The following is a 26206-nucleotide window of genomic DNA, read 5'->3' as shown; positions in this document are numbered from 1 at the left end:
GAGGTCGCGGTCCTTCACGGGGTCTCCTCCTCTCCGGGTGTCTCAGGGGGCGTGGGCGGCACCGGCGGGGGCTCGGCGCGGTAGTTCAGGGCGGGTGGGCCGGGGGTGGCCAGGTAGACGGCGAACCAGCGGTCGTAGAGGCGCCACCAGGTGCCGTCGTCACGCACGCGCTCGATGGTGGCGTTGATCTGCCGGACGAGCCCGTCGGTGTCGAGCCCCGTGGTGCTGCGTGCCACGGCGACGGCGTAGGACTCGGAGGCCAGCGACTCGCCGACGATCTCCGTGTAGGGGTCCTGCGCGGCGATGCCGGAGAGGATCGTGTCGTCGGAGAGGATCGCGTCGGCCTGGTGCTGCTGCAGGGCGACGAGGCAGTCGGCCCAGCCCCGGGTCTTGAGGATCCGCGACTGCGGCGCGTACATGCGGGCCTTCTCCAGGGCGGTCGAACCGTCGGTGACGCACACCGTGCGGCCGGGCAGCTGGGCGACGCTCTGGATGGCGGAGTTGCGCATGACCAGGAGGCGGGAGTCGGTGGTGAGGTAGGGCGTCGAGAAGCTCACGTCCTGCTGGCGGGCGCGGGTGACGGTCATCGTACGGATGACCAGATCGACCTCGTGCCTCTCCAGCGCGTCCATGCGGCTGGCGGACTCGACGAAACGGAAGTCCACGCGCTCGGGGTCGCCGAAGATGTCGCGGGCGATCTCCCGGGCGAGATCGACCTCGAAACCCTGCAGCTCACCGGACACGCCGTCACGGAAGGAGAGCAGGTTCTGCGACTGGTCGACGCCGACGATGATGCGGCCGCGCTCCACGATCCGCGGGATCGTCAACGCGAGGTCGTGCTCCCCCTCGTAGGGGCGCAGGGAGCCGACGACGTCCCACGTGTTGATCTCCCGGGGTTCCTCCGCGCCGGGCTCCTCCACCCGCGAGCCGGCGGGCATCGGCGGACCGTAGGCGTGCGCGACGGGACGCGGCGGCAGGGCGGGACGGCCCTCGTCGGGGGAGCGCTGGAACTCGAGCGTCGGCAGGGAGCAGGCGCTGAGGAAGAGTGCGGCGCACAGGGGCAGGGCGAGGGTGGCGAGGGTACGGCGCATCACAGGTACTCCTGCAGGCGCGGGCGCACGCCGATCCACACCGCGAGGATCGCCAGGACACTGAGCAGCAGTACCGCGGTGGACACGAGCTGGGTGGCGGTGAGGCCGTCGTTGATGAAGGCCCGCATGGAGGAGCGGGCGTCGGCGATGAGGCGGGAGAGGGCACCGTCGAGGCGGTCGTAGGAGGCGGCGGCCGTCGGCGGGGAACCCGGCACGAAGGTCGTCGTCGTGGCCAGGCGCACGGCCTCCTGGTAGCTGCCCGAGTTCATCGCGACGATGAAACGGTCGTGGGCGGCCTGCCAGTCGGCCAGGGCGGTGCGGGCCTCCACGATCTGCGCGCGGTTGGCGCCGGACGCCAGCGGGGTGTGGCCCTCCGCCTGCTCGAAGTCGTTGAGGGCGATGTTGACGGCCTCGGCCGTCGCCTCGAAGGAGGTGGTGGTGTCGGCCACCGACTGGCGGCGCACCAGCGACAGCGTCTCCAGGGTGCGGGCCTGCTGCGCCTGGATACGGGAGGCGGTGAGCGAGTCCCAGGGCATCGACGCCTCCGCGAAACCACGGGTGCCGGCCTGCCAGGTGGTGAAGTTCGACGCCGACACCCACACGATGGCCACGAGCATGAGGGCCGTCGCCGCGAGGAAGCCCCGGTTGAGGCGGCGCCGGGTCATCCGCCACAGCAGCCATTGGGCGACCACCAGGAAGAACACCGCCGCGAACAGTCCCGACAACGGCACCCACTGGGGGCGGGTGAGCTGGTGCTGCTGCTCGCGGACGTCGCTGGAGGTGGCGGCGAAGAGGGTGGCGGCGGCGGGCAGGATCTCCTCACGCATGAGGGAGGAGGCCTCCGCCATGTACGCCACGCCCACGGGGTTGCCCATGCGGTTGTTGATGCGCGCGGTCTCCACCAGGCCGGTGTAGATGGGTAGCTGCCGTTCGATGTCGGAGATGAGCTGCAGCGTCGCCCGGTCCCGCACGTCGAGGCCCGCGGCGGACTCCGTCGCCGAGACCATGGCCCGGTCGATGGCGGCGTTGTACCGGGCGCGGGTGCCCGCCGACTCGACGCCGGCCTGCACGAAACCGGTCGTGGCGATCGTGTCCGCCAGCGACAGCGAGGTGTAGAGGTTGTGCGCCGCGTAACTCATCGGCTCGGTGGTGGTGAGCAGGACGTCCAGGTCCGACTGCCGGGACGAGGAGGACTGCGACATCGACCAGCCGGCCGCGAAGATCGCCACGGAGAGGATCACGGTGATGCTCACGAGCTTGCCCGGTGTGGTGGCCAGGAAGGCGAAGATGCGGCGGAACCACAGGTACGGCACCGCGAAGGTGTCCATCACCCGGACCATCGCGCCGCGGCGGCGGTGCTCCTCGTCGGAGGAGACCTCGTCGAGCCAGTGGTCGCGCGTGTCCTCGGGGACGTCGGCGCCGTCATCCTCGACGGGCGTGCGTTTCGACGCCCGCGTGGATCCCGGGGTGCTGTTGCGCAGGCGGGTGCGACGGTAGTGCAGCAGGGTGCCCGTCGGGCCGGAGAGCTCTCCCCCCGGGGCACGCTCAGTTCGAGACCCCGAGTTTCGCTGCGCTGGCTCGGGTGACTCCGTCGCGCCGGTCATTGACACATGATAACCCGCTGAGTGTGTCCTGCGCCATGTCCCGCACCGGGGCCTGTGCGCGGACTACTCTCGGGGTCATGATCGGAGACGGAAACGGCTGGGCGGCAGGTCCCGGCGCCAGGGTGTGGGGTCGTTTCGGGGCGGCCGGGCTGATGCTCCTGGCGGCGGAGGGCCGGGAGGGGGATCCGCTGGTGCTCATGCAGCACCGGGCACTGTGGACGAACAACGGCGGCACGTGGGCCCTGCCTGGTGGGGCGCGGGACTCCCACGAGACCGTGGTGGAGGCTGCGGTCCGGGAGACGGTCGAGGAGTGCTCCCTCGAGCCCTCCCTCATCGAGGTGCTCCACGAGCAGGTGACGGCCGGCCCCTTCCCCGCGGACCCGGCGCAGCCGGAACTGGCGGGAGGCTGGACCTACACCACCGTCATCGCCCGCACGACGACCGGCGGCCCGCTGAGGACGTTCCCCAACGAGGAGTCGGTGGAGTTGCGCTGGGTGCGGCTCTCAGAACTTTCTGATCTTCCTCTCATGCCCGCGTTCGCTGAGTCACTCCCGGAACTTGTTCAGGCAATTCGCAGGCTGTCCGTCTGAGTCGTGTGGCAGTGTGGAGGCATGATCCACGTTGAAGGGCTGACCAAGGACTACGGTCCGGTCCGCGCGGTGGAGGACCTGTCGTTCCGGGTGCAGCCCGGGATCGTCACCGGTTTCCTCGGCCCCAACGGGGCAGGGAAGTCGACGACCATGCGGATGATCGTGGGCCTCGACACGCCCACCTCCGGCACCGCGCTCGTCGACCGCCGTCCCTACCGTGAACTCCGCCGCCCCCTCACCGTCGTGGGCGCGCTTCTCGACGCCAAGGCCGTCCACCCCAACCGTTCCGCCGCCAACCACCTCCGGTGGCTGGCGCAGTCGAACGGTCTTCCCCTCTCGCGTGTCGACGAGGTGCTGGACCTGGTGGGGCTCGCGGGCGTCGCGAAGAAGAAGACCGGGGGGTTCTCCCTGGGCATGGGGCAGCGCCTCGGCCTGGCGGCCGCGCTGCTCGGGGATCCCCGCATCCTCGTGCTCGACGAACCGGTCAACGGGCTCGACCCGGAGGGCATCCGCTGGGTCCGGGGCCTGCTCCGCGCCCTCGCCGCGGAGGGGCGCACGGTGCTCATCTCCTCGCACCTGCTCTCCGAGATGGCGTTGACCGCCGACCGGCTCATCGTCATCGGGCGGGGCCGACTGGTGGCCGACACCACCACGGAGGAGTTCATCCGCGAGCACTCCGCGCAGACCGTCCTCGTCCGTGCGGAGGACCAGGCGGGGCTGGCGGAGCATCTGCGGCGCGCCGGGCTGACGGTCACCCCGGCCCACGGCCCCGGACTCGAGGTCGCGGACAGCAGCACCGAGGAGGTGGGGGCCCTCGCCTTCACCGGGGGTTTCCAGCTGCATGAACTGTCGTTGCGGCAGGCCTCCCTGGAGGAGGCGTTCATGGACTCGACAGGACAGGACGTCCAGTACCAGGCCCGGAAGGCGGAGTAGACAGCAGTGTTCCTGAATATCCTGGCGGCGGAGTTCACCAAGCTCCGGACGACGGCGTCCTTCTGGTGGACCACCCTCCTGTTCATCCTCATCGGGCTCGGCTGGGCGGCGCTCACCGGCTCGACCACGTTGCCCGCCGAGGGCGGGTTCCCCACGCTGTGGGCGTCGGCGACCGCGACGACGGTCTACCTCATCGGCTTCCCGGTCCTCATGATCCAGGCGGTCATGATCGTGACCACCGAGTACCGCTACCACGTGCAGTCGGCCACCTACATGGCGGTGCCGCGGCGCTGGACCGTCGCCCTGGCGAAGCTGCTGCTCTACGCGGCCTTCGCGGCGGCGCTCACGTTCGTGGTGGTGGTCGTGGGCTTCTACCTGGCGAAGTGGCTGGCACCGGCGTCCGCGGGGGAGATGTTCCGGCCCTTCCGGGACGCCGCGGCGCAGGAGATCATGTGGGTCTACCCGGCGGCGGCCGCGATGCTGGTGATGATCAGTCAGGGGGTGGCGCTGCTGCTGCGGCAGACCGCCGGCACGGTGGCGCTCATGCTGATCTGGTTCATGGGCCTGGAGGCGGTCTTCCGACTCATCCCCCGGGTGGGGCACCGGATCGGTTCCTACCTGCCGTTCGAGAACCTCCGGTCCTTCCTCACCGATCACCCGCTGGAGGAGGTGCCCTGGGACATCCACGGCGCGGGAGCCTACTTCCTGCTGTGGGCGGCGGTGGCGTGGGTGCTGGGGGTCGTGGTGCTGCAGCGTCGCGATGCCTGACCGGTCAGGTCGCGAGCGAGTAGACGAGGATGACCAGCGCGGGGATGAAGAAGTAGCCCATGGCCATGGCCGCCGCCGCGACGGAGTAGCCGCGGGCGGCCACCCGTCCGGAGAGCTCCGCCAGGGCGATGATCCGGGCGCGCAGCGGCGGGAAGACGAGCACCAGCATGGTGCCCAGCACGTTGAAGATCACGTGCACGAGCGCCGCCTGCACCGCCAGGACACCGAGCTGGCCCGGCACGGCCAGGGCCGCGAGCAGGGCCATGAGCGTGGTGCCGACGTTGGCGCCGAGCGTCACGGACAGGACCTCACGCATCGTCAGGGTGCGGGCCACGGAGAAGGGCAGCAGGGAGGAGACGGTCACCGAGGAGGCGTTGACGGCCATGGTGACCAGGGTGCCGGACGTGACGCCGAGGGCGTCGGAGGCGCCGGACGAACGCTCCAGGAGGGTGCGGGTGGTCGCGGCGGTGAGCACGGACAGCTGCGCGTTGATGATGCGGATCGCGGCGAGCACCAGCAGGGTGCCCAGCAGGATCGCCAGCACGGCGGCCAGGCGGCGGTCGAACAGTGAGCCGAGGAGGCCGTCGACGCCGAGGGCGTCGATGAGCGGGGAGTAGAGCTGGAACAGGCCGCGTCCGGTGTCGGAGGGGTCCTCGCCGCCGACCGACCCGGAGACGATGTTGGCGAATCTGCTCAGCGGCTGGAACGCCAGTTCCAGGATGAAGGCGGCCAGCGCGAACAGGGTGTTGAACCAGGTGTGCAGCGACGCCGAGGCGAAGGCGCGGCGGAAGCTGGTCCGGTCGCCGATGTAGCTGAACGCCACTATCGACGCCGTGATCGTCGTGCCGATGTTCGCGCCGAGGATGATGGGGATCGCCACGGACAAGGAGATGCCGCCGGTGCCGACGGCCGTGACGGTCAGCGCGGTCACGGCGGTGGAGGACTGGATGGCGGCGGTGGCGAGGATGCCGATGAGCAGGCCGATGACGGGGTTGGTCGCCAGGTCGAAGAGTCGTGCGACGCCGGTGGAGCCGAGTCCGAGGGCACCGTCGAGGATGAGGTACACCGCCATGATCAGCATGAACACAGCGCCGGCCACACCCATCCAGCGCACCGTGGCCCCGAAGGCGGAGAGGGCGCCGAAGTCGCGTTCCGCAGGGATCTGCTTCGGGTTGATGAAGTGCTGGGTACCAGGGAGCGGGACCGGCCTGATTTGTTCAGCAGTCATTACTTGCCCCTTCACTGCACGTACATATTCAAGACAACCTGCGTCCATCTGAATCTATCACCGGCGGAAATAAATGACCATTGCGCTAGGGTGTCCGCAATGGACCGTCAACCTCGGGCACCGCAGCAGCTCACGGTGCCGCTGCTCATGGCGCTGGCGCTGCTCTCGGCGTCGGCCCCCTTCTCCGTGGACATGTACCTGCCGGCGTTCCCGGCGATCGTCGAGGACCTGCAGACCACCCAGTCGATGGTGCAGCTCACGCTCTCCGGTTTCCTCGCCGGTCTGGCCCTCGGGCAGCTCCTCATCGGACCGCTGTCCGACGCCCTCGGCCGCCACCGCCTCATGCTGCTGGGCACCGCCGTCGCCTGCGTGGCCGCCGTCCTCGCCGCGCTCGCCCCGACCATCGGGATGCTCATCGCCGCGCGCCTCGTCCAGGGGCTCGGCTCCGGGGCGGCGATCGTGCTCTCCCGCGCCGTCATCCCCGACCTGGCGACCGGGGACCGCGCCGCCCGGGCCTTCGCCCTGCTCATGACCATCCAGGGGGTGGCGCCGGTTCTCGCACCCGTGGTCGGCGGGCTCCTCGCGGACCCTCTCGGCTGGCGCGGCCTCTTCTGGATCCTCGCCGGTCTGGCCGCCGTCCAGCTGCTCGTCGTCGTGGGCGCCATCCGCGAGTCCCGGCCCCCGGAGGAGCGCAGCCCCGCCACGGTGCGCGGCATCCTCGACAACTACCGTTTCGTCCTGGCCAGCCGCGGCTACCGGGGCTACCTGGTGAGCTTCACCTTCGGCTTCACGACGATGTTCTGCTACATCTCCGCCTCCCCCTTCCTCATGCAGGAGGAGCTGGGCATGTCCCCGCAGGTCTACGCCCTCGTGTTCGCGTTCAACGGGGTCGGCATCATCGGGGGCAGCATGCTCAACGCCCGGCTCATCGGCAGGTTCCCCACCCACCGGATCCTGCTCACCGGCCTCGGCGTGCAGGTGGTCACGGCCGCCCTCCTCGTGCCCACCGTGCTGTTTCACCCCACCGCCTGGCTCATCCTGCCGCTGCTGTTCCTCGGGGTCTCCCAGATCAGCATCATCATGGGCAACTCCACCGCCCTGGGCACCGGGTTGGTCCGCGCGCGGGCGGGCTCCGCGTCCGCGCTCATGGGCTTCACCCAGTTCGGCGTCGCCGGTCTGGTCAGCCCCCTCATGGGACTGGGCGGGAACCCCGGCCTCACCATGGCCGTCGGCATGGTGGCGTGCTCCCTCGTGGCGACGGCCGGGGCCCTGTACGCCGGGCGCGCTACTGCAGCGCCGACGTCAGCTTCATGACGTTGTCCACGTAGCGGCGCAGGAAGCTCCTGTCGTTCCACTCCTCCAGGGTGAGGCGGCGGGAGACGGCGAGGTAGGCGTCGGCAAGCTCCATGAGCTCGTCGAGGAGGTTGCCCCGGGCGATCATCAGCGTGGCCTCGTAGTTGAGGCCGAAGCTGCGCATGTCCATGTTGGAGGAGCCGACGGTGCCCACCGAGTTCACGGAACCCGGGTCCGCGATGTTGAACTTCGAGTGCAGCACGTACGGGGCGGGGAAGAGGTGGATCCGCACGCCCGCCTCGAGGAGCACCTGGTAGTACGAGGACTGCGCGTGGTGGACCATGAACTGGTCCGACTGCTCGGAGACCAGCAGATCCACCTGCACCCCGCGGTAGCAGGCCGAGGTGACTGCCTCGAGCAGCGACTCGTCGGGGATGAAGTAGGGGGAGCACAGCACGAGACGGTGCTGTGCCATGTGGACGATCGAGTTGAACATCCGCAGGTTCGGTTCCGTGGTGTAGCCGGGGCCGGAGGGGACGAGCTGGATGATGTTCTCGTCCTCCGGGCCGGAAAGCCCCGGGTCCTCGCGCGGCGGCTCCGGGTCGAGCAGCTCATTGGTCTCCGCGTACCAGTCCACGGCGAACATGAACTCCATGGACGCGACGATGGGGCCGCTGACCTCCACCATCGAGTCGATCCACTGCCGACCCTTCCGCTGGTTGGCGCTGAGGAGGTAGGAGCGGTCGATCATGTTGATGGAGCCCATGAAACCGATGCGGCTGTCGATGATGAGCAGCTTGCGGTGGTTACGCAGGTCCGGGCGACGGAACTTGAGCAGCCACGGCTTCAGCGGGAGCATGAGGTGCCAGTCGACGCCGATCTCCGTCAGCCGGCGGCCCAGCCGGAAGTAGCCGGGGTACTTGAGTGAGCCGATCTGGTCGAAGAGGTAGCGCACCTTCACGCCCCGCTGCACGGCCCGTTCCAGCGCACGGAAGAACACGTCGGTGGTGTCGTCCCAGGCGGTGATGTAGATCTCGACGTGGACGTGGTGCTGGGCCTCATCCACCGCGGCGGCCATCCGGCGGATGGTCTCCTCGTAGTCGCCGTACACGCCACGGTTGTGGCCGACGACCGCCGGCAGGTTGGTCAGCCGCCGGTTGAGCCGGATGACGGACTGCACCTCCGGGCGCAGGCCGCTGCCCTCCGGCCAGTCGGGGATGTGGGACTGGACGTCCTCGATCATCACGTTCGCCTCCCGCTGGATGCGGTGGCGACGCCGGTTGATGTACGGCGAACCCATGAGCAGGAACAGCGGCAGCCCGATGAAGGGCAGCAGCAGAATGGCGAGCAGCCACGCGGTGGAGGAGCTCGGACGACGACCCTCCGGCACCAGACCGATCGCCAGGATCTTGATGGAGTAGTCGACGATGAGGCCGATCAGCTGCCAGGTGTTGAGGTCGAGGGCGAGAGTCACGGGCGTCAGCGCACCTCGTCGAACGTGGCCTTCTCCACGTAGTCCACCACGACGGGCGCATGGTCCGACGCGCCCTTCCCGGCCCGCTCCTCGACGTCGATGAACGCGTGGGCCGCCATCCGCGCCAGCTCCGGGGTGGCCAGCTGGAAGTCGATCCGCATGCCCTCGCCCTTCTGGAACCGGAAACCCTTGTAGTCCCAGTAGGTGAAGCGCTGCTCGGTGAGCGGACGGGTCACCTCGGTGAGACCGGCCTCGATAAGCCCCTCGAAGACGATCCTCTCCGGCTCGGTGACGTGCGTCTTCCCGGCGAAGAAGTCGATGTTCCACACGTCCTCGTCGCGGGGGGCGATGTTGAAGTCACCCAGGTAGACGGTCTTCTGGTGCGGGTCCTCCCGCAGGGAGTTCTCCACGTGGAAGCCCAGGTTGTAGAGCCAGCGCAGTTTGTAGTCGTAGTGCGGGTCCGCGATCTCCCGGCCGTTGGGCACGTACAGGCTCCACACCCGGACGCCGCCGCAGGTCGCGCCGATGGCGCGGGACTCCACGATCTGCTCGTTGTGCGGGTCCTTGTCGAAGCCCGGCTGTCCGGGAAAGTGCTTCTCGACGTCCGCGAGCCCCACCCGTGACACGATCGCCACGCCGTTCCACTGGTTGGTGCCCGCGTGGGCGACCTCGTAGCCGGCGGCCTCGAACACGGAGTAGGGGAACTGGGCGTCGGTGCACTTCGTCTCCTGGATCCCCAGGACGTCCACATCGTGACGGCTGAGGAAATCCACGATCCGGTCCGCGCGCGTGCGCACGGAGTTGACGTTCCAGGAGACGATGCGCATGCCGTACACCCTAGTCGCGGCTCAGCCCTCCGTGGCGTTGACCATCCACAGGACGCCGAACCGGTCACGGACCTGGCCGTAGGTGTCGCCCCACGGGGCGGGCTCGAAGGGCATGACGACCTCGCCGCCGGCGTCGACAAGCCTGTCGATGATCCCCTGCGCCTCCGCCACGGAGTCGAACTGGAGGAGGAGGGAGTAGACGTCGGAGGTGAGGGCGGGAGCGTTCTCCTCCATGGCGTCGCCGCCAGCGATGCTCAGGGTGCCGGAGTTGAGGGTGGCGTGGGCGACGGCGTCGGCGCGCGGCTCGAAGGGCAGGCCCTCCATGGGCATGTCGCCGTAGGTGAGCAACTCGAGCTCGCCGCCGAAGATGGAGTGGTAGTGGCGGAACGCCTCGGCGGCGTTGCCGGGGAAGGAGAGGCTGGCGCTGAACTGCATGGACATGGTGTGGCTCCTTGAAGGTGTCGGGTCAGGATGTGTGCTGGGACACGCTCTGAAGTCTAGGGCTGTCCGGCGGGGCGTGTGTGTCCGAACGTGCGCTCCTCCGCAGTGCGGCGGTCTACGGCACGCGCGCCGGGAGGGCCGACAGCATGGGTGGCGTGTGGGTGGCGGCCAGCCGGAAGTGGAGGGTCAGTGCGCCGGGGCCGGTCACGGGCAGCGGGTGCAGCGCGAAGACGGGTGCCTCGGGGGTGAGCAGCTCCTCCGGCGACGCGTGCCGGGGGACGACGAGCCCGAGCAGCCACGGGTGCCCCGGGTGGAGGGGGAGTACGAGGTCGCTGACCCCGAGGATCATCCGTCCGCTGCCGGGCAGCCCGAAGGGGACCGGGCGGGGGAACCACCCGATCCACACCGCCACCTCCGCGGCGGGCCGCAGGGCGGCGGGCAGGTCGAGGGTGACGTGGACGGGAGGTTGGCGGGGGTCGCCGACGGCCACCGGGGTCAGGGTGGTCTCCGCGAGGTCGTCGGCGAGGGTGCGCAGGGCCCCGGGGGTGGTGCCGACCGTGGTCCGGAAACGGCGGGTGAAGCTGGAGGGGGAGTCGAAGCCGACGGCCGTCGCGATGTCGATGACCGCGTCGGTGCCGCCGAGCAGCAATCTCTTGGCGGCGTCGATGCGTGCACCGGCGAGGAACTGCCCGGGGCTGAGGCCGACCGTGGCGTGGAAGATGCGGCTGAAGTGGTGGGGGCTGTAGCCGACGTGGTCGGCGAGGTCGGTGACGGTGAGGGTGGGCAGCGCGGACGAGTGGATGAGGTCGGTGACGGCGCGCAGCAGCCGCGGGTCGAGCAGGGCGGGGCTGGGCCGGGAGGGGCTCATGGAGGGTCCTCGGGCTGACGGAGGGGCGGGAACCGTTGTGTGTGACGTAACGGGCACCAAGTGGTCCACGTCACAGTCTAGGTCCGGCCGGGCGTCACGTCGAGGGCCAGGTGGTCGGTTCCCCGGCTCAGCCCTCCGTCGGCTCCTCGAGGCGTGCGTAGCGGTGGCGGTGGTGCTCGATGAACCCGAGCTTGGCGTACAGCGCGCGGCCGGCCGCGTTGGACGCGATGACCTGCAGGTACGCATCGGTGGCGCCGGACGCCGCGCCCCACGCCAGCATCTCGGCGCCGAGCCGGGTGCCCAGGCCGCGGCGGCGGTGGGCGGTGGCGACCTCCACGGCGGAGTAGCCGAGCCAGAACCGCCCGTCCTCCGAGGCCGTGAGCGTGCCGCGCGTGATGGCGACGGTCTCGCCGGCGGCGGTGAGCAGGCGGCCGAAGCCCATCTCCCCGTCGATCTGGTCCTGCAGCAGGCGCAGCGCCTCGACCGGCAGCGGCTGACCGCGGAAGTTGTACAGCGCCAGCCAGTCGGCGTCGGGTTGGGCGTCGAGGCGGAACTCGAGCTCCGGGACCAGCGACCGTTCCTCCTTCAGGTGGAGATCGGCGAGGGGACGGGTCATCACGATGATCTCCGGGCCGAGCCGCCACCCGCCGGTCTCCACGAGCTTCTCGGCGGGGGCGCCGATGCGCTCCGGGATGAGCACCTTCACGGGCAGGTCGTGGCGGGCGTAGAACTCACGGAGCTCCGCGAGCGGGACCGTGCCGAAACCGGCGGAACGGCCCAGCGGGGCGGCGGAGTTGGAGCGCTCGGTGATGCCGTCGCCGGCGCGCATGAGCCACTGGCCGTCGGTGGTCCAGGTGTGCTCGATGCCGGGGAAGGCCTTGGCGGTGGCGACCTCCACGGCGCGGATGTCCGAGTTGCGGATGCGGCGCGGCGAGAGCTTCCGCACCACCTTGATGAGCTCCGCGGGGATCTCCACCGCCTCCGCCGTGGATTCGAGGCCGCCGACCAGCTGCGGGCGTACGACCAGCGGCGAGACGTTCACCACGTGCCCGATGATGTCGGTGAGGTGCCCGGGTGTGTCGGGCAGGAGGCGGCGGACGACGATGCGGTCGCCGACGGCCACGTCGTCGGAGCGGAAGATGCCCATCTAGTGCCCGAAGGGGTCCTCGACCTCGCCGGGCATCCAGGTCAGTCCGGGTTCGGTCCACCCGTTCGCCTTGATGGCCTTCTTCGCCTGGCGCCTGTAGCGGCCGATGAGCACGTCGGTGTAGAGGAAGCCGTCGAGGTGGCCGACCTCGTGCTGGAGGCAGCGGGCGAAGAAGCCGGTGCCCTCGACCTCGATCTCGTTGCCGTCGGCGTCGAGTCCGGTCACCTTCGCCCAGTCGGCGCGGCCGGTGGGCCAGCCCTCGCCGGGGACGGAGAGGCAGCCCTCGTCCTCGGAGCCGTCGTCGGCGGGCATGGTCTCGGGGATCTCGGAGGTCTCGAGCACGGGGTTGATCACGCAGCCCTTGTGCCGGACCCCGTCGTCGTCGGGGCAGTCGTACACGAACAGGCGCCTGCCCACACCCACCTGGTTCGCCGCCAGCCCCACTCCGTTGGCCGCGTCCATCGTCTCGTACATGTCGGCGATGAGGGTCTGGATCTCCTCGCCCGGGATGTCCGCGGGGTCGACGGGGCTGGTGGGGTTGTGCAGCACGGGGTCGCCGTGGATCACAATCGGTCGGATCGTCATGGCCTACAGTTTAGGCATGTCCGACCTGAGTGAATCCGATGCCCGCCTCCTCGACTTCGAGGAGCGTGCCCCGCGTTCGGCCGGCGCGAAGGAGGAGCTCATCCGCGCGGAGCTCGGGATGAGCCCGGTCCGTTACTATCAGCGCCTCAATCTGCTTATCGACGTCCCCGCGGCCATGGCCTCCCACCCGGTGCTGCTGGCCCGGTTGCGGCGTATCCGCGACCGGCGGGCAATTGAGAGGGAGGCGGCGCGTGGCGACGGAGACACAGGACACACCGAAAGCTAGAGTGACTACTGTGACCAATGTGAATCCGGAGAATCAGTCCAGTTCGGGACTCCCGCTGCGCGGGCTGGCGATGGTGCTCATCGCCGTCGCTGTGCTGCTGGCGATGTGGGGCCTCTACGCCTCGACGCAGAACTCGTCGGACACCACCGACGGCGCGGGCAGCGCCACCTCTGCGGACACCACGGCCGTGGCCACCGCACCCGGCCGGTCCGCCTCCCCGGAGGCGGACCGTGACACCGCCGCTGCCGACGCCGCCGACGATGCAGCCGATGCCGAGGCGCGGGAGGAGGGGGACGTCGAGAAGCAGCAGCCCCCGGCGCCCCGCCCCGCTCCCGCCCCGGAGCCGGAGCGCCTCAACGTGCTCAACAACTCGACGGTGCCGAACCTGGCCGCGCAGGTCGCGGACCGCCTGCGGGAGGACGGTTTCGAGGTCGGGGAGGTCGGCAACCTGGCGGACCACATCCTCCCGGAGACCACCGTCTTCTTCCAGCCCGGCAACGCCGCCGCGGAGCAGCGGGCGCGGGAGCTCGCCGACCGCCTCGGCGGCGTCGCCCGCGAGTACGAGGGCTTCCTCCCGGAGAACACCGCCGGTCGCAACGACCTGACTCTGGTGCTGGTGAACCAGGTGGCGCTCTGATGGGCCCGGGGACCGGCATCGAGCCGATCCCGTTCCGCCGCTCCCCGCGGCCGACGCTCGGCGTCGAGTGGGAGATCGCGCTCATCGACCCCGAGACCCGCGACCTGGCGCCCAAGGCCGTCGAGGTCATCGACCTCGTCCGGTCCCGCCACCCGGAGGTGCACCTGGAGAAGGAGTTCCTGCAGAACACCGTCGAACTGGTCACCGGCATCCACGAAACCGTGCCGGAGGCGGTCGCGGAACTCGCCCGCGACCTGGCCGCCGTGAAGGAGGCCGCCGCCGACCTCGGACTGTGCCTGTGGTCCTCCGGCTCGCACCCCTTCTCGGACTGGCGGAAGAACCCGGTCAGCGCGAAGATGGCCTACGCCGAGATCATCGAGCGCACCCGCTACTGGGGTTCGCAGATGCTCATCTGGGGCATCCACGTGCACGTCGGGATCAGCCACGAGGACCGGGTGTGGCCGATCATCAACGCCCTGATGACCCGCTACCCGCACCTGCTGGCGCTGACGGCGTCGTCGCCGGGCTGGGACGGCATCGACACGGGCTACGCCTCCAACCGCACGATGCTCTACCAGCAGCTGCCCACCGCCGGCCTGCCCTTCCAGTTCCGGAACTGGGCCGAGTGGGAGTCCTACATGCACGACCAGGGCATCTCGGGCGTGATCAACCACACCGGGTCGATGCACTTCGACATCCGTCCCGCCCCGAAGTGGGGCACGGTCGAGGTGCGGGTCTCCGACGCCACCTCCAACCTGCGGGAACTCGCCGCCGTCGTGGCGCTCACGCACTGCCTGGTCGTCCACTACGACCGCATGATCGACCGCGGTGAGGAACTGCCCGTCCTGCAGCCCTGGCACGTCGCCGAGAACAAGTGGCGGGCCGCCCGCTACGGGCTGGAGGCACTCGTGATCACCAGCCGTGACACCGACGAGCGCTGGGTCACCCAGGAGCTCGCGGAGCTTGTCGACGAACTCGCGCCCCTCGCCACCGAACTCGGCTGCCTCGCCGAACTCCAGCTGGTCTCCGAGATCCTCGAACGTGGCGCCGGCTACCAGCGTCAGCGTCGCATCCACGACGTCACCGGCAGCTGGATCCCCGTCATCGACGCCGCCTGCCGGGAGATGGAGGAGATGGTCCCGTGAGCGACGTCGTCCTCGTCCACTCCACCGGGCACCTGCCGGACGTGTGGACGGAGGTGGTGCGCGCCTTCCCGGCCGACTGGAAGCCGTGGCTGCCCAATCTGGGCGTGCAGTCCCTCGAGCAGTACCTGGACCGGCAGGAGCTGCGCCGGGTGGTGCTCGTCGGTCACGGCACCGGCGCCCTGGCCGTGGCACGCCTGGCCCGGGAGCAGCCGCAGCGGGTCACCCACGCGGTGCTGTCCGTGCCGGAGGCGCCCCGCCTCGTGCCACGTTTCCTGCGGCGCCGGCAGGAGGAGGCCCTGGACACCCCGGTGCCGACGCTGCGCACCACGACCGGACCCGGGCAGCCGGAGCAGCTGCTCGCGGAGATCCGCGGGTTCCTGGACTCCTGACCGCCCGACCGCCTCGACCGCCTCAGCGGCGGCGCAGTGAGCGGTCGGCGGGGGCGTCGTTACGTGTCATGTGCTCGGGGTCGCCGTAGAGACCCTCACGGCGCGAGACACGGCCGAGACGCTGGGCGGTGACCGGGGAGGTCATGCCCGCGAAGATCACCAGCAGGAGCAGGATGCCCAGGTCGCCGCGCTGGGCGATGCCGAAGTCGGGGGAGCCGGTGACCTTGAGCAGCGCCCCGAGGATCGTGAGGATCAGGCCGGTGGTCTGCGGCTTCGTGATGGCGTGGATGCGGGCCATCGTGTCCCGGAAGCGGACGACGCCGACCGCGGCCGAGAACACCAGGAACGAGCCGGTGATGATGAGGATGAGCGAGACGATGTCCGCGAACAGTGTGTAGGTCATGGTTTTCAGCTCCCGTCCCTCTTGCGGAAACGCGCGACGGCCACCGAGGCGATGAAACCGAGCAGTGCGATGACGAGCATCGCGTTGGTCACGGTCGTGTCGAGCGTCCAGCAGATGTAGGTGGCCAGCGCACACTGCAGCATGGCGACGAAACCGTCGAGCCCCAGCATGCGGTCCATCGAGTTCGGGCCGACGACGATCCGCCACGTCATGATGATGAAGGACAGGGCGAAGAACGCCGCGGGGATGAGCAGCAGATTCGTGTACAGATCAGGGCTCACGGTCACTTCCTCTCGAAGATGCGGATCATGCGGCGCTCCAGCGTGGCGATGGTCTCCAGCTCGCGGGCCAGCGCCTGCTCGGTGCCGGCGTCGAGCAGGTGGACCGTCCACATGCGGTTGGCGATGTCGATGTCACTGACCGAACCACCCGGCTGCAGGTTGTACAGCACGGTGGCGAAGGACAGGACGAGCTCGTTCGACACCCGCATGGGCACGCGCACGATGGCGGACTTCGGTGGTTCGGCGGGGCGCAGCGCCAGCCACGCCACCTTGGTGGAGGCGACCGCGAGGTCCCGGAACCAGGTGAGCATGTGGACGAACAGCAGCCACCAGTTGACGCTCAGCCCGGCGATCGGCATCGCCGGCAGCGGCAGGCCGAAGACGATGAGGCAGCCGACGAGCAGCCCACCGATGACGTTGGCCCAGGTGACCTCGCCCATGAGCAGGCACCACATGATGGTGATCCAGACGATGAACCAGGGGCGGAAACGGCGTTTGAGTCCGGCGATCATGGCTGGTCCTCCTCGTTCTCCACGTTGTTCTCTGCGGTCTGCCCGGTGGCGGCGGTCTCGACGGCGGGCTGCGGCTCCGGGAGCAGGTGGTCGCGGTTGCGCAGGGTGTCGGAGCCGTCGTCCAGACGCTGCTGGTCGAGGGTGCGGCCGGGGTTGTCGGCGGTGGTGCCCAGCACGGCGGTGCGGTAGATGCTGATGTCCTGCGCGGACTCGGCGGCCCGCCCGGTGACGCCGGCGATGGGGCCGGCCAGCACGGTCACGGCCAGCGAGGCGGCGATGAGCGTCGCGGTGGAGGCGACCATGCCGACGGGCATGCGGCCGACGTCGTCACGCTCGACGAACTCGACCTCGTCGGTGACGTCGGCGAGCGGTGCCGGGCGGGCCATGGCGACGTTGCCCTCGGGGGCGTCGGAGCGGTCGCGCCAGAAACCCTTGGACCAGACGAGCACCATGACGTAGAGGGTGAGCAGCGAGGTGACCACCGCGCCGCCGATGAGCAGCCACGACATGAAGCCGCCGACGTTGGCCCCGGCCTCCAGCAGGATGATCTTGCCCAGGAAGCCGGAGAAGGGCGGGATGCCGCCCAGGTTGACCGCCGGGATGAAGTACAGCAGCGCGATGACCGGTGCGGTGTAGGCCAGGGAACCGAGGCGACGCAGCGAGGAGGTGCCCGCCTGCCGCTCGATGAGACCGACCACCAGGAACAGGGCGGTCTGCACGAGAATGTGGTGCACGGCGTAGAAGATCGCGCCGGACAGACCCTGGGCGGAACCCAGCGCGATGCCGAAGATCATGTAGCCGATGTGGCTGACCAGGGTGAATGACAGGAGTCGTTTGATGTCGTTCTGCGCCATCGCGCCGAGGATGCCCACGATCATCGTCGCCAGGGCCACCCACATGAGCAGCCCGTCGAGGGAGCCGTCGGTGAACACCACCGAGCGCATGCGGATGATGGAGTACACGCCGACCTTCGTCAGCAGACCCGCGAACACGGCGGTGACCAGCGACGGGGCGGTCGGGTAGGAGTCCGGCAGCCAGGCGTCCAGCGGGAAGACCGCCGCCTTGATGCCGAACGCGACGAGCAGGGTGCCGAAGATGGCGGCCCGCGCGCCGGTCGGGACGTCCTCCATGCGCATGCCGATCTGGGCGAGGTTCACCGTGCCGACCGCCGCGTAGACGCCGGCCAGCGCGAAGAGGAACACCATCGACGACACCATCGACACCATGACGTAGGAGACGCCGGCACGCACGCGTGAGGGTGAGGCACCGAGGGTGAGCAGCACGTAGGAGGCGACGAGGAAGACCTCGAAACCGACGTAGAGGTTGAACAGGTCACCGGCCAGGAAGGACATGTTCACGCCCATGCTCAGGAGCAAGTAGGTGGGCAGGAACACGGCGACCGGCTCGTCCTTGCCGCCGTCGCGCACACCCTGGCTGATGGCGTACCACATGACGCAGAACAGGACGACGGAGGAGACGGTGAGCATCACCGTCGACAGGCGGTCGGCGACGAGGGTGATGCCCACGGGGGCGTCCCACCCGCCGAGCTGCACCGTCTGGATGCCCTCCATGTCGACGACGATGATCATCGACGCCGCGAGCACACCCAGCACCAGCAGCGTGCCCAGCGCGAGGATGCGCTGGATGCGGGGGTGCCGTCCGGCGAGCAGCGCGAGGGCCGCCGCCACCGCCGGCAGGATCACCGGCAGCGGGATGAGGAGGGGCATGAGCGGCAGGAGCGTGTCCACGAAGGGGGTGAGGGTCTCAGTCATCGATCTCACCCTTCACCGGGGCCTCGAAGGAGCGCAGTCCGAAGGTGTCTCCCTCGGAGGTGACGCGGCCGGTGTCCGGGTCGTCGGAGGCGTCGTGGTCGGGCGCCGCACTCGCCGTGGCGGGGCGGGCCGCGATGGCGGCGTCCTCGATGTCGTCCTCGATGACGTCGGCGGTGCGGTAGCGGTACTGGCGGTAGGCCAGCGTGAGGATGAACGCCGTCATGGCCATCGCGATGACGATCGCCGTGAGGATCATCGCCTGCGCCAGCGGGTCGGCCAGCGCCTCGCCGTAGAACAGGGACTCGCGCCCCATGATCGGCGGGGAGCCGGCGGGGCCACCGGCCTGCAGGATGAGCAGGTTGGCGCCGTTGCCGATGAGCATCAGCCCCAGCATCATCTTCGTCATCGCACGGTCGAGCACGAGGTACACGCCCGCGGAGACCATCGCACCTGCCGCCAGCAGCAGGAAGAGGTTCGCCACCATCTATTTCTTTCCTTCGCTTGTCGACGCCGCCGGTGCCGCCGGTGCCGCCATCGTGCGGCGCCGCTCCGCGGCACGCGCCATCGACCGGGCCCGGTCGCGGGCGCGCTGCTTGCGCATCTCCTCCTCCTGGTCGAGCTGACCACCGAGGGAGGAGAGGATGTGCATCATGAGGCCGACGACGATGAGGTAGACGCCGGCGTCGAAAAGCAGTGCCGAGGGCAGGGACATGGAACCGATGAGCGGCAGATCAACGGAGTCGTACCAGGACGTCAGCGGCGGGTGGCCGAGGAACATCGGCCAGATCGCCGCCGCGGCGGAGAGGATCAGGCCGGTGCCGAGGATACGTCCGGCGTCGACGGGCAGGGCCTCCTCGAGCTCGGCGCGGCCGCCCGCGATGTAGCGCAGCGTGAACGCGAGGGCGGCGACGAGGCCACCCGCGAAACCGCCGCCGGGGCCGTTGTGGCCGGCGAAGAAGAAGTACAGCGAGAGCACCATCATCGAGGGGAAGAGGATGCGCGTCGCGACGTCCACCATGAGGGAACGGTTCTGGGCACGCTCGGTCTCCACGCCCGCGGCCAGCCAGCGGCGGCCTGTGACCGTGAGGGTCGGGCGGCGGGAGACGCGGCTGAAGGAGCGGGTGCGGTAGATGAGCGAGGCCACGCCGGTGGCGGCGATGACGAGCACCGAGATCTCGCCGAAGGTGTCCCACGCGCGCAGGTCCACGAGCAGGACGTTGACGGCGTTGGCGCCGTGGCCGATGTCCATGGCCAGGTCCGGCATGTACAGCGAGATCGGGTCGTGGGTGCGGGCGTTGATGGCGAACATCGTCACCACGGTCACCGACAGGCCCACGGCGATGGACAGCCACGCGCGGACGCGGTTCGCCTTGGGGGACTGGCTCCACTCGGTGGAGGTCGGCAGCTTACGCAGAACGAGCATGAAGATGACCATGAGGACCGTCTCCACCAGCGTCTGGGTGAGCGCCAGGTCGGGGGCGCCGTGCATGGCGAAGAGGGCGGCCAGCGCGTAACCGGTCACGCCGACGAGGATGACGCCGGAGAGGCGGTTGTCCATGCGGGTGGCCGCGATGGCGGCGACGATGATGATGCCCGACGCCAGCGCCTGCCACGGGGAGTCCCACAGGACCATGCGCACGTCCGGACGGTCGCCGAGGATGAGCGCCGCCATCGGCAGGGAGATGAGCACCGCGAAGATGATGCCCAGGTTGACCGCCAGGGAACCACGCTGCGTCGAGGCCGTCAGGCGCAGGGAGGCGGTGCGCAGGAAGTCGAGGACCGAGTCGTAGGCGGCGTCCGCGGAGCCCAGGGCGGGCTCCTCGAACTGTGCCTTCGCGATGACCTCGCGCTGCCAGTGCATGACCACACCACCGAGGATGATGAACGCGGACAGGGCCAGCGGGATCGTCAGGCCGTGCCACAGCGCCAGGTGGCCGGCCGACTCGCCCGGGTCCGGCGGGAAGACGTTGTCCAGGTGCGCGGTGAGCGCCCCCGACAGCGGCCGCGGGTAGAGGCCCAGGCCGAGAGTGAGGGCGGTGAGCACCAGCGGGGCGAGCCACAGGCGGGGGCCGATCGGCGTCATGCCGGACACGGCCTCCGACTCGCCGCCCCCGGTCGCGTGGGCCTCCCGCTTGGTGGCGAAGGCGCCGTGCAGGAACCGCAGCGAGTAGGCCATGGTGAGCACGGAGCCGAGCACCATCGCCACGAGCATCATGTTCCGCGGCATGCCGATGAGCAGCTCCTCGTGCATGACCGCCTCCAGGACGGACTCCTTCGCGACGAAGCCGAACAGCGGCGGCACACCCGCCATCGACAGCGCCGACAGCAGCGCCAGCCCCGCGATGAACGGCTGCCTCCGGCCCAGGCCGGAGAGCTCGCGGATGTCACGCGTGCCGGTGGTGTGGTCGATGGCACCGACGATCATGAACAGGGTCGCCTTGAACAGGGAGTGCGCGAACGTCAGCGCCAGCCCGGCGAGCATCGCCTCCCGCGAGCCGATCGCCACCGTCGCGGTGATGAAGCCCAGCTGCGAGACCGTGCCGTAGGCGAGAACCAGCTTGAGGTCCTTCTGGCGCAGCGCCATCCACCCGGCCATGAGCATGGTCAGCAGGCCCAGCGGGATGACCACCAGGTGCCACGTGTTCACCACGTTGAAGTCCGGTGCGAGGCGGGCCACCAGGTAGATGCCCGCCTTCACCATCGCCGCGGAGTGCAGGTAGGCCGACACCGGCGTGGGGGCGGCCATCGCGCCGGGCAGCCAGAAGTGGCCGGGGGCGATCGCGGACTTGGTCAGCGCGCCCGCCAGGATGAGGACGATCGCCGCCGTGATGTGCGGGGTGTGCGGGACCTCCGTGAACGCGGCGATCCCGGAGAGGCTCCAGACGCCCGTCTGACGGCCGAAGAGGATGATGCCGACCAGCATCGCCAGGCCGCCGAGGGTGGTCACCATGAGGGCCTGGCTGGCGGAGCGCCGTGACGACGCCCGCTCGCCGTAGTAGCCCACCAGCAGGAAGGACAGCACCGACGTGATCTCCCAGAAGATGTACATCAGCAGGAGATTGTCCGAGGTCACCAGGCCGAACATGGCCATGGCGAAGGCCGCCATCTGGGAGCCGAAGATCGCCAGGCGCCGGGGATTCGAGTCGAAGTAGCCCCAGCAGTAGAACAGCACGAGCGCGCCGACACCGAGGATGATCAGGCTGAACAGGCCCGCCAGGGAGTCCAGCCGGAACTCCAGGTCGAGGTGCGCGGCCGTCATCCACTCCCGGGAGTAGCGCAGCTCCCCGCCGTCGGCGAAGCGGCCGGACGTGAACAGCGACAGCACCCAGAGGAAGCCGGCGGCCGGCACGATCGCGAGGAGTCCGAAGGCGGCCCGGCCGAGCGAACGTATGAGGAATGGGGCGACCAGCGAGGTGATGGTCAGGGCAGCAAGAAGTAACAGCACGTCGGCGATGTTCCCCTTCGCGTGGAGCGGACAGGACAAGGCGAGAACCGCGGTGCCGTGGTTGTCGTCGCCAACGTGCGTGCTGCCCCCAGCGGCAGTTGCTCCCTGTATCCCCGCCGGGTGTGGTGGCGGGCAGACGAGAGGAATGAGAGCACTGAGAAACACCCAAGATTGAGGCGGCGTCGGTTGAGGCGGCGCGGCCAACGAGGTCCCAGTCTATCCGAGACTGTTATATAAGGGTGTGTTGCGCCCCTCCCGGGGGACACCTTGTTCATACATTCGCGAGGTGGGGCCCGGAAAAAGAAAAGTGCGGAACCTGACTCAGGTTCCGCACTTGTCGGCTACTCGTACCGGGGGCGTGGGTGTGCCCATGTCACCGCCTCTCTGTGGGTCTCCGAGGGTGAGGACGGTGGGGGACTAGCCGTAGATGCGCTGTGCACCGGAGGCCAGGGCGGCGGCGATGGAGGCCTCGTTGGTGGCCCCGAAGCCCATGGCCCAGGCGGTGCGGTTCTCGTTGTTCTGGTGGGCGACCTTGACGAAGGTGATGGTGGCCTCGTAGAGCTCGGTCTGGTGGAAGGCCAGGATCTCGACGTGGCGGCCGGCGTCGGCCAGCAGGTGGGACGCGGCGGAGGTCGGACCCATGGCGGTGATGTCGTGGGTGGAGGTGACCGGCTGCTCCGTCTTGGAGGTGCGGATCATCTCGGCGGTGTAGTGCTGCTGACCGCCACGGCCGCGGGTGGCCTCCATGTGGGAGATGCGGATGTCTGCGGCGGGGGCGTAGGTGGCGATGAACAGCGGCCAGGCCATGCCGGCGGCCTCGTCACGCATACCACGGGGCAGACGGTGGGTGCTGCCGAAACGCGTGGTGAACGGATCCTGCTTGATGTCAGCGGAAGCGTAGGTGGTGACGGGTGCAGAAATGGTGTTGAACATAATTTCGGTCCTCTAAAGGGTCTTCGAAAGGAAGGTTGGTTTAAGTGGACCGACTCTTCAGCGGCGAAAAAGCTTAACGACTACTACCCCAGGGTGCGGGGAGTCAGTCCCTAGCCCGCACTGGGGTTCGTAGCCTCGGCTACTAGCTGAAGATCGATGTTGGTGTACGTCACGATTGCGAGTTTATGATTCGCGCCACCCTCTTTGCAACCCGTTCGCCGAATTTAACCTCATGTTCACCCCCAACTTTCCGCGTCAACGTCCCCAGGCCTGCAGGAACGCCGCCTCCGCGACCGCGACGTTCATGATCTCCGTGGGGTCCACGGACTCGTCCGGGGAGTGGATCGTGCACTGCGGTTCCTCCACCCCGAAGAGTGCGATCTCCGCCTCGGGGAACGCCTCCTGGAGGGCGAGGGTGAGCGGGATGGAACCGCCGGAGCCGAGGGACACGGCGTCCTCGGCGCCGTAGGCGTCGGCCAGGCAGCGGCGCAGCACGGCGAGGGCGGGGCCGGAGGAGTCGGCGGAGAAGGGCTGGTTCTTCTCCTGCACCTCGATGTCGATGTGCGCGCCCCACGGGGCGTGCGCCTGCAGGTGGTCGACGAGCCTGTCCATGACCTCGTCAGCGTCGAGCCCCGCCGGCACGCGCACGTTGAGCTTCGCCTGGGCGGTGGCGGGCACGGCGTTGACGGCCTCCGCGACCGGCGTGGAGGTGAATCCGGTGACCGTGACGGCCGGGCGCGACCACACCATGTCGGCGGGGGCGTCGTCCGCGGTGCCCATGATCTGCGTGCCCTCGAGCAGGCCGGCGTCGCGGCGGAAGTCCTCCGGGGTGTAGGGCTCGCCCTCCCACCTGCGTGTGCAGTCGACGCCGTCGATGACCGTGCGGCCGTGCTCGTCGCGCAGCGAGTCGAGGATGCGGACCAGGGCGGCCACCGCGTCGGGGGCCGCGCCGCCGAACTGGCCGGAGTGCAGCGGCGCGCGCAGGGTGTCCACGGTGACCACGACCTGCCCGCCGCCGCGGAGGGAGGTGGTCAGCGTCGGCACGCCCACGGCGGCGTTGCCGGAGTCGGCGATGAGGATGACGTCGGCGCGGAACAGCTCGGGCCGGGTCTGCAGCAGGTGCTCCAGGCCCTCGCCGCCGCGCTCCTCAGACCCCTCGACCAGCACGATGAGTCCCAGGTCGGTGCCACCGAGATCCTCCAGGGCGCGCAGGGCGGCCAGGTGCATGACCAGGTTCCCCTTGCAGTCCGCGGCGCCGCGGCCGTACCAGCGGCCGTTGCGCTCGGTGAGCTCGAAGGGCGGGGAGGTCCACAGGGCGTGGTCTCCGGCGGGGACGACGTCGTGGTGGGAGTAGAGGAGGACGGTGGGCATGCCGGGCGCTGCTTCCCGACGCCCGATCACCGCCGTCGAACCGTCGACGGTGGGGTGGGTGGCGACGTCGAGGCCGGCGTCGGCAAGCGCCTGACGGGTCCACTCGGCGGCGCCGGCGGCGTCCTCCTCGTGGCCGGGCTCGGCGTGGACGGAGTCGAAGGCGACGATCTCGGAGAGGTCGCGGAAAATGCGTTCGCGCTGTCCCTCTATATGGGTACGGAGTGCGTCAAGGTTCGGGGATGTGCTCATGCCGCCCCAGATTAGTCCGCCGCACCCGCCCCGTGCCTTGCACTCGACCGCATCGACTGCTAGAAACGGTTTAGCACTCAAATTGAGTGAGTGCCAGAAATCGATGTCTTCAGCGGGTGAGGTTGGGCCACACTCACCGACCGTGCCGTCGCGGGCGCCTGTTGGAGCGCAGACGTGAGTGACGTCCTATATCTATAAGGAGCACAAACACATGGCAAAGCTCATCGCCTTTGACGAGGAGGCCCGTCGCGGCCTCGAGCGCGGCCTGAACACCCTGGCCGACGCAGTCAAGGTCACCCTCGGCCCCAAGGGCCGCAACGTCGTCCTCGAGCGTGGCTGGGGCGCCCCGGTCATCACCAACGACGGTGTGTCCATCGCCCGTGAGATCGAGCTGGAGGATCCGTACGAGAAGATCGGTGCGGAGCTGGTGAAGGAGGTCGCCAAGAAGACCGACGACGTCGCCGGCGACGGCACCACCACCGCCACCGTCCTGGCCCAGGCTCTCGTCCGCGAGGGTCTGCGCAACGTGGCCGCAGGCTCCAACCCGATGGGCATCAAGCGTGGCATCGAGGCCGCCACCGCCAAGGTCACCGAGGCCCTGCTCGCCTCCGCCAAGGAGGTCGAGACCGAGGAGGAGATCGCCGCCACCGCCGGTATCTCCGCTGCTGACCCGGCCATCGGCGCCCAGATCGCCAAGGCCATGTACGCCGTCGGCGGCGGCGAGGTGAACAAGGACTCCGTCATCACCGTGGAGGAGTCCAACACCTTCGGCGTCGAGCTCGAGGTCACCGAGGGCATGCGCTTCGACAAGGGCTACATCTCCGGCTACTTCGCCACCGACATCGAGCGCGGCGAGGCCGTCCTCGAGGACCCGTACGTCCTGCTGGTCTCCGGCAAGATCTCCAACATCAAGGATCTCCTGCCGCTGCTGGAGAAGGTGATGCAGTCCGGCAAGCCGCTGCTGATCATCGCCGAGGACGTCGAGGGCGAGGCACTGTCCACCCTGGTCGTCAACAAGATCCGTGGCACCTTCAAGTCCGTCGCCGTCAAGGCACCGGGCTTCGGTGACCGCCGCAAGGCGCAGCTGCAGGACATCGCCATCCTCACCGGTGGCCAGGTCATCTCCGAGGAGGTCGGCCTGTCCCTCGAGACCGCCGACATCCCGCTGCTGGGCACCGCCCGCAAGGTCGTCGTCACCAAGGACGACACCACCATCGTCCAGGGCGCCGGCTCCCCGGAGCAGATCGAGGGTCGCGTCAAGCAGATCCGCGCCGAGATCGAGAACTCCGACTCCGACTACGACCGTGAGAAGCTGCACGAGCGTCTGGCCAAGCTGGCCGGCGGCGTGGCCGTCCTCAAGGTCGGTGCCGCCACCGAGGTGGAGCTCAAGGAGCGCAAGCACCGCATCGAGGACGCCGTCCGCAACGCCAAGGCTGCCGTTGACGAGGGCATCGTCGCCGGCGGTGGCGTCGCGCTGCTGCAGGCCGCCGAGGTGCTCGCCGACGAGCTCGGCCTCACCGGTGACGAGGCCACGGGCGTCCGCATCGTCCGCGAGGCCCTCTCCGCCCCGCTGAAGCAGATCGCTCTCAACGCAGGCCTCGAGGCCGGCGTCGTGGCCGACAAGGTCGCCGGTCTGCCGGCCGGCCAGGGCCTGAACGCCGCCACCGGCGAGTATGTCGACCTCATGGCCGCAGGCATCAACGACCCGGTCAAGGTCACCCGTTCCGCACTGCAGAACGCCGCCTCCATCGCTGCGCTGTTCCTCACCACCGAGGCTGTCGTCGCCAACAAGCCGGAGCCGGCTGTCGCCGGTATGCCGGAGGGTGCAGGCGACGCGATGGGTGGCATGGGCTTCTAGTCCCCGCTTATCGACGCCTCTCCGATCGCCGTCCCCACGCCCCTTTCCGGGGCGCAGGGGGCGGCTTTCCCCATTT

26 protein-coding genes are annotated in these 26206 nt (G+C 69.4%); 9 read left to right on the top strand and 17 right to left on the bottom strand.

The features are described 5' to 3' along the window. Nucleotides 1-14: 14 nt before the first annotated feature. Both B842_RS11700 and B842_RS11695 read right to left on the bottom strand, forming a co-directional pair. Nucleotides 15-1091: a glutamate ABC transporter substrate-binding protein gene (locus B842_RS11700; RefSeq protein ID WP_040086838.1), complete on the bottom strand. Its 1077-nt coding sequence runs from the start codon at nt 1089-1091 to the stop codon at nt 15-17. Beyond that, on the bottom strand, nt 1091-2695 hold the full coding sequence (locus B842_RS11695; protein WP_245631315.1) for a hypothetical protein: 1605 nt from the start codon (nt 2693-2695) through the stop codon (nt 1091-1093). Before B842_RS11695 ends, B842_RS11700 begins: the two co-directional genes overlap by 1 nt. A 77-nt stretch (nt 2696-2772) precedes the next feature. Here B842_RS11695 and B842_RS11690 point away from each other — a divergent pair, with 77 nt between their 5' ends. From B842_RS11690 to B842_RS11680, 3 genes are read left to right on the top strand one after another with little or no spacing between them, the layout of a single operon-like run. Then, nucleotides 2773-3285: an NUDIX domain-containing protein gene (locus B842_RS11690; protein ID WP_040087680.1), complete on the top strand. Its 513-nt coding sequence runs from the start codon at nt 2773-2775 to the stop codon at nt 3283-3285. 21 nt (nt 3286-3306) lie between these two features. Further along, on the top strand, nt 3307-4218 hold the full coding sequence (locus tag B842_RS11685; RefSeq protein ID WP_040086836.1) for an ABC transporter ATP-binding protein: 912 nt from the start codon (nt 3307-3309) through the stop codon (nt 4216-4218). A gap of 6 nt (nt 4219-4224) precedes the next feature. Then, nucleotides 4225-4986 (top strand): multidrug ABC transporter permease, encoded by a 762-nt coding sequence (locus tag B842_RS11680; protein WP_040086835.1) that lies wholly within the window; start codon nt 4225-4227, stop codon nt 4984-4986. Nucleotides 4987-4990: 4 nt separating this feature from the next. Here the strand turns inward: B842_RS11680 and B842_RS11675 are convergent, their stop codons facing one another. Then, entirely contained in the window at nt 4991-6214 is a 1224-nt protein-coding gene (locus B842_RS11675; protein WP_052437919.1) for a Na/Pi symporter, read from the bottom strand. 99 nt (nt 6215-6313) lie between these two features. On the opposite strand from B842_RS11675, the gene B842_RS11670 reads away from it, so the two are divergent. After that, nucleotides 6314-7528: a multidrug effflux MFS transporter gene (locus tag B842_RS11670; RefSeq protein WP_040086833.1), complete on the top strand. Its 1215-nt coding sequence runs from the start codon at nt 6314-6316 to the stop codon at nt 7526-7528. Here B842_RS11670 and cls read toward each other — a convergent pair. The 6 genes from cls to B842_RS11640 form a co-directional block, all read right to left on the bottom strand. Then, entirely contained in the window at nt 7500-8981 is a 1482-nt protein-coding gene (gene cls / locus B842_RS11665; protein ID WP_040086832.1) for a cardiolipin synthase, read from the bottom strand. The two genes, B842_RS11670 and cls, sit on opposite strands and share 29 nt — an antisense overlap. Nucleotides 8982-8986: 5 nt before the next feature. Next, the gene (locus B842_RS11660; protein ID WP_040087677.1) at nt 8987-9808 is read right to left on the bottom strand and encodes an exodeoxyribonuclease III; all 822 of its coding nucleotides are present in this window, start codon (nt 9806-9808) and stop codon (nt 8987-8989) included. 21 nt (nt 9809-9829) lie between these two features. Continuing rightward, on the bottom strand, nt 9830-10249 hold the full coding sequence (locus B842_RS11655) for a VOC family protein (protein WP_040086831.1): 420 nt from the start codon (nt 10247-10249) through the stop codon (nt 9830-9832). A gap of 115 nt (nt 10250-10364) precedes the next feature. After that, nucleotides 10365-11117, bottom strand: a complete 753-nt coding sequence (locus B842_RS11650) for a helix-turn-helix transcriptional regulator (protein ID WP_052437918.1) — start codon at nt 11115-11117, stop codon at nt 10365-10367. 127 nt (nt 11118-11244) lie between these two features. Further along, entirely contained in the window at nt 11245-12264 is a 1020-nt protein-coding gene (locus B842_RS11645) for an N-acetylglutamate synthase, CG3035 family (protein ID WP_040086830.1), read from the bottom strand. Then, complete coding sequence (locus B842_RS11640) at nt 12265-12849, bottom strand: peptide deformylase (RefSeq protein ID WP_040086828.1); 585 nt, start codon at nt 12847-12849, stop codon at nt 12265-12267. On the opposite strand from B842_RS11640, the gene B842_RS11635 reads away from it, so the two are divergent. The 4 genes from B842_RS11635 to B842_RS13295 are packed head-to-tail and all read left to right on the top strand — an operon-like array spanning nt 12848 to nt 15306. Then, a complete protein-coding gene (locus B842_RS11635; protein WP_040086827.1) occupies nt 12848-13135 on the top strand; it encodes a DUF3263 domain-containing protein in 288 nt (95 codons plus the stop codon). The genes B842_RS11640 and B842_RS11635 overlap by 2 nt on opposite strands. Nucleotides 13136-13145: 10 nt before the next feature. After that, nucleotides 13146-13772, top strand: a complete 627-nt coding sequence (locus B842_RS11630) for a LytR C-terminal domain-containing protein (protein ID WP_156119517.1) — start codon at nt 13146-13148, stop codon at nt 13770-13772. Beyond that, nucleotides 13772-14917, top strand: a complete 1146-nt coding sequence (locus tag B842_RS11625) for a glutamate--cysteine ligase (RefSeq protein ID WP_040086824.1) — start codon at nt 13772-13774, stop codon at nt 14915-14917. Before B842_RS11630 ends, B842_RS11625 begins: the two co-directional genes overlap by 1 nt. Continuing rightward, nucleotides 14914-15306 carry an alpha/beta fold hydrolase gene (locus tag B842_RS13295; protein WP_052437917.1) on the top strand — a complete coding sequence of 131 codons (393 nt, stop codon included), beginning with the start codon at nt 14914-14916 and terminating at the stop codon, nt 15304-15306. The genes B842_RS11625 and B842_RS13295 overlap by 4 nt, the downstream gene beginning before the upstream one ends. A gap of 22 nt (nt 15307-15328) precedes the next feature. On the opposite strand, the gene B842_RS11615 is transcribed toward B842_RS13295, so the two are convergent. From B842_RS11615 to B842_RS11580, 8 genes are all read right to left on the bottom strand, one after another. Continuing rightward, nucleotides 15329-15709, bottom strand: a complete 381-nt coding sequence (locus B842_RS11615; RefSeq protein ID WP_040086822.1) for a monovalent cation/H(+) antiporter subunit G — start codon at nt 15707-15709, stop codon at nt 15329-15331. Nucleotides 15710-15714: 5 nt separating this feature from the next. Next, nucleotides 15715-15990, bottom strand: a complete 276-nt coding sequence (locus B842_RS11610; protein ID WP_040086821.1) for a monovalent cation/H+ antiporter complex subunit F — start codon at nt 15988-15990, stop codon at nt 15715-15717. A gap of 2 nt (nt 15991-15992) precedes the next feature. Continuing rightward, entirely contained in the window at nt 15993-16502 is a 510-nt protein-coding gene (locus B842_RS11605) for a Na+/H+ antiporter subunit E (protein ID WP_040086819.1), read from the bottom strand. After that, on the bottom strand, nt 16499-18274 hold the full coding sequence (locus B842_RS11600) for a Na+/H+ antiporter subunit D (protein ID WP_040086818.1): 1776 nt from the start codon (nt 18272-18274) through the stop codon (nt 16499-16501). Before B842_RS11600 ends, B842_RS11605 begins: the two co-directional genes overlap by 4 nt. Next, entirely contained in the window at nt 18267-18758 is a 492-nt protein-coding gene (locus B842_RS11595) for a Na(+)/H(+) antiporter subunit C (RefSeq protein WP_040086816.1), read from the bottom strand. The genes B842_RS11600 and B842_RS11595 overlap by 8 nt, the downstream gene beginning before the upstream one ends. Then, nucleotides 18759-21719 carry a Na+/H+ antiporter subunit A gene (locus B842_RS11590; RefSeq protein WP_040087673.1) on the bottom strand — a complete coding sequence of 987 codons (2961 nt, stop codon included), beginning with the start codon at nt 21717-21719 and terminating at the stop codon, nt 18759-18761. A gap of 417 nt (nt 21720-22136) precedes the next feature. Further along, the gene (locus tag B842_RS11585; RefSeq protein WP_040086814.1) at nt 22137-22652 is read right to left on the bottom strand and encodes a hypothetical protein; all 516 of its coding nucleotides are present in this window, start codon (nt 22650-22652) and stop codon (nt 22137-22139) included. 255 nt (nt 22653-22907) lie between these two features. Continuing rightward, on the bottom strand, nt 22908-24272 hold the full coding sequence (locus tag B842_RS11580; RefSeq protein ID WP_040086813.1) for a dipeptidase: 1365 nt from the start codon (nt 24270-24272) through the stop codon (nt 22908-22910). Between the two features lie 211 nt (nt 24273-24483). Here B842_RS11580 and groL point away from each other — a divergent pair, with 211 nt between their 5' ends. Next, nucleotides 24484-26130 carry a chaperonin GroEL gene (gene groL, locus B842_RS11575; RefSeq protein WP_040086811.1) on the top strand — a complete coding sequence of 549 codons (1647 nt, stop codon included), beginning with the start codon at nt 24484-24486 and terminating at the stop codon, nt 26128-26130. Nucleotides 26131-26206 lie beyond the last annotated feature (76 nt).

Source organism: Corynebacterium humireducens NBRC 106098 = DSM 45392 (assembly GCF_000819445.1).
GTDB lineage: Bacteria > Actinomycetota > Actinomycetes > Mycobacteriales > Mycobacteriaceae > Corynebacterium > Corynebacterium humireducens.
The sequence above is the reverse complement of the archived record's forward strand: the minus strand, read 5'-3'. Positions and strand labels throughout refer to the sequence as shown.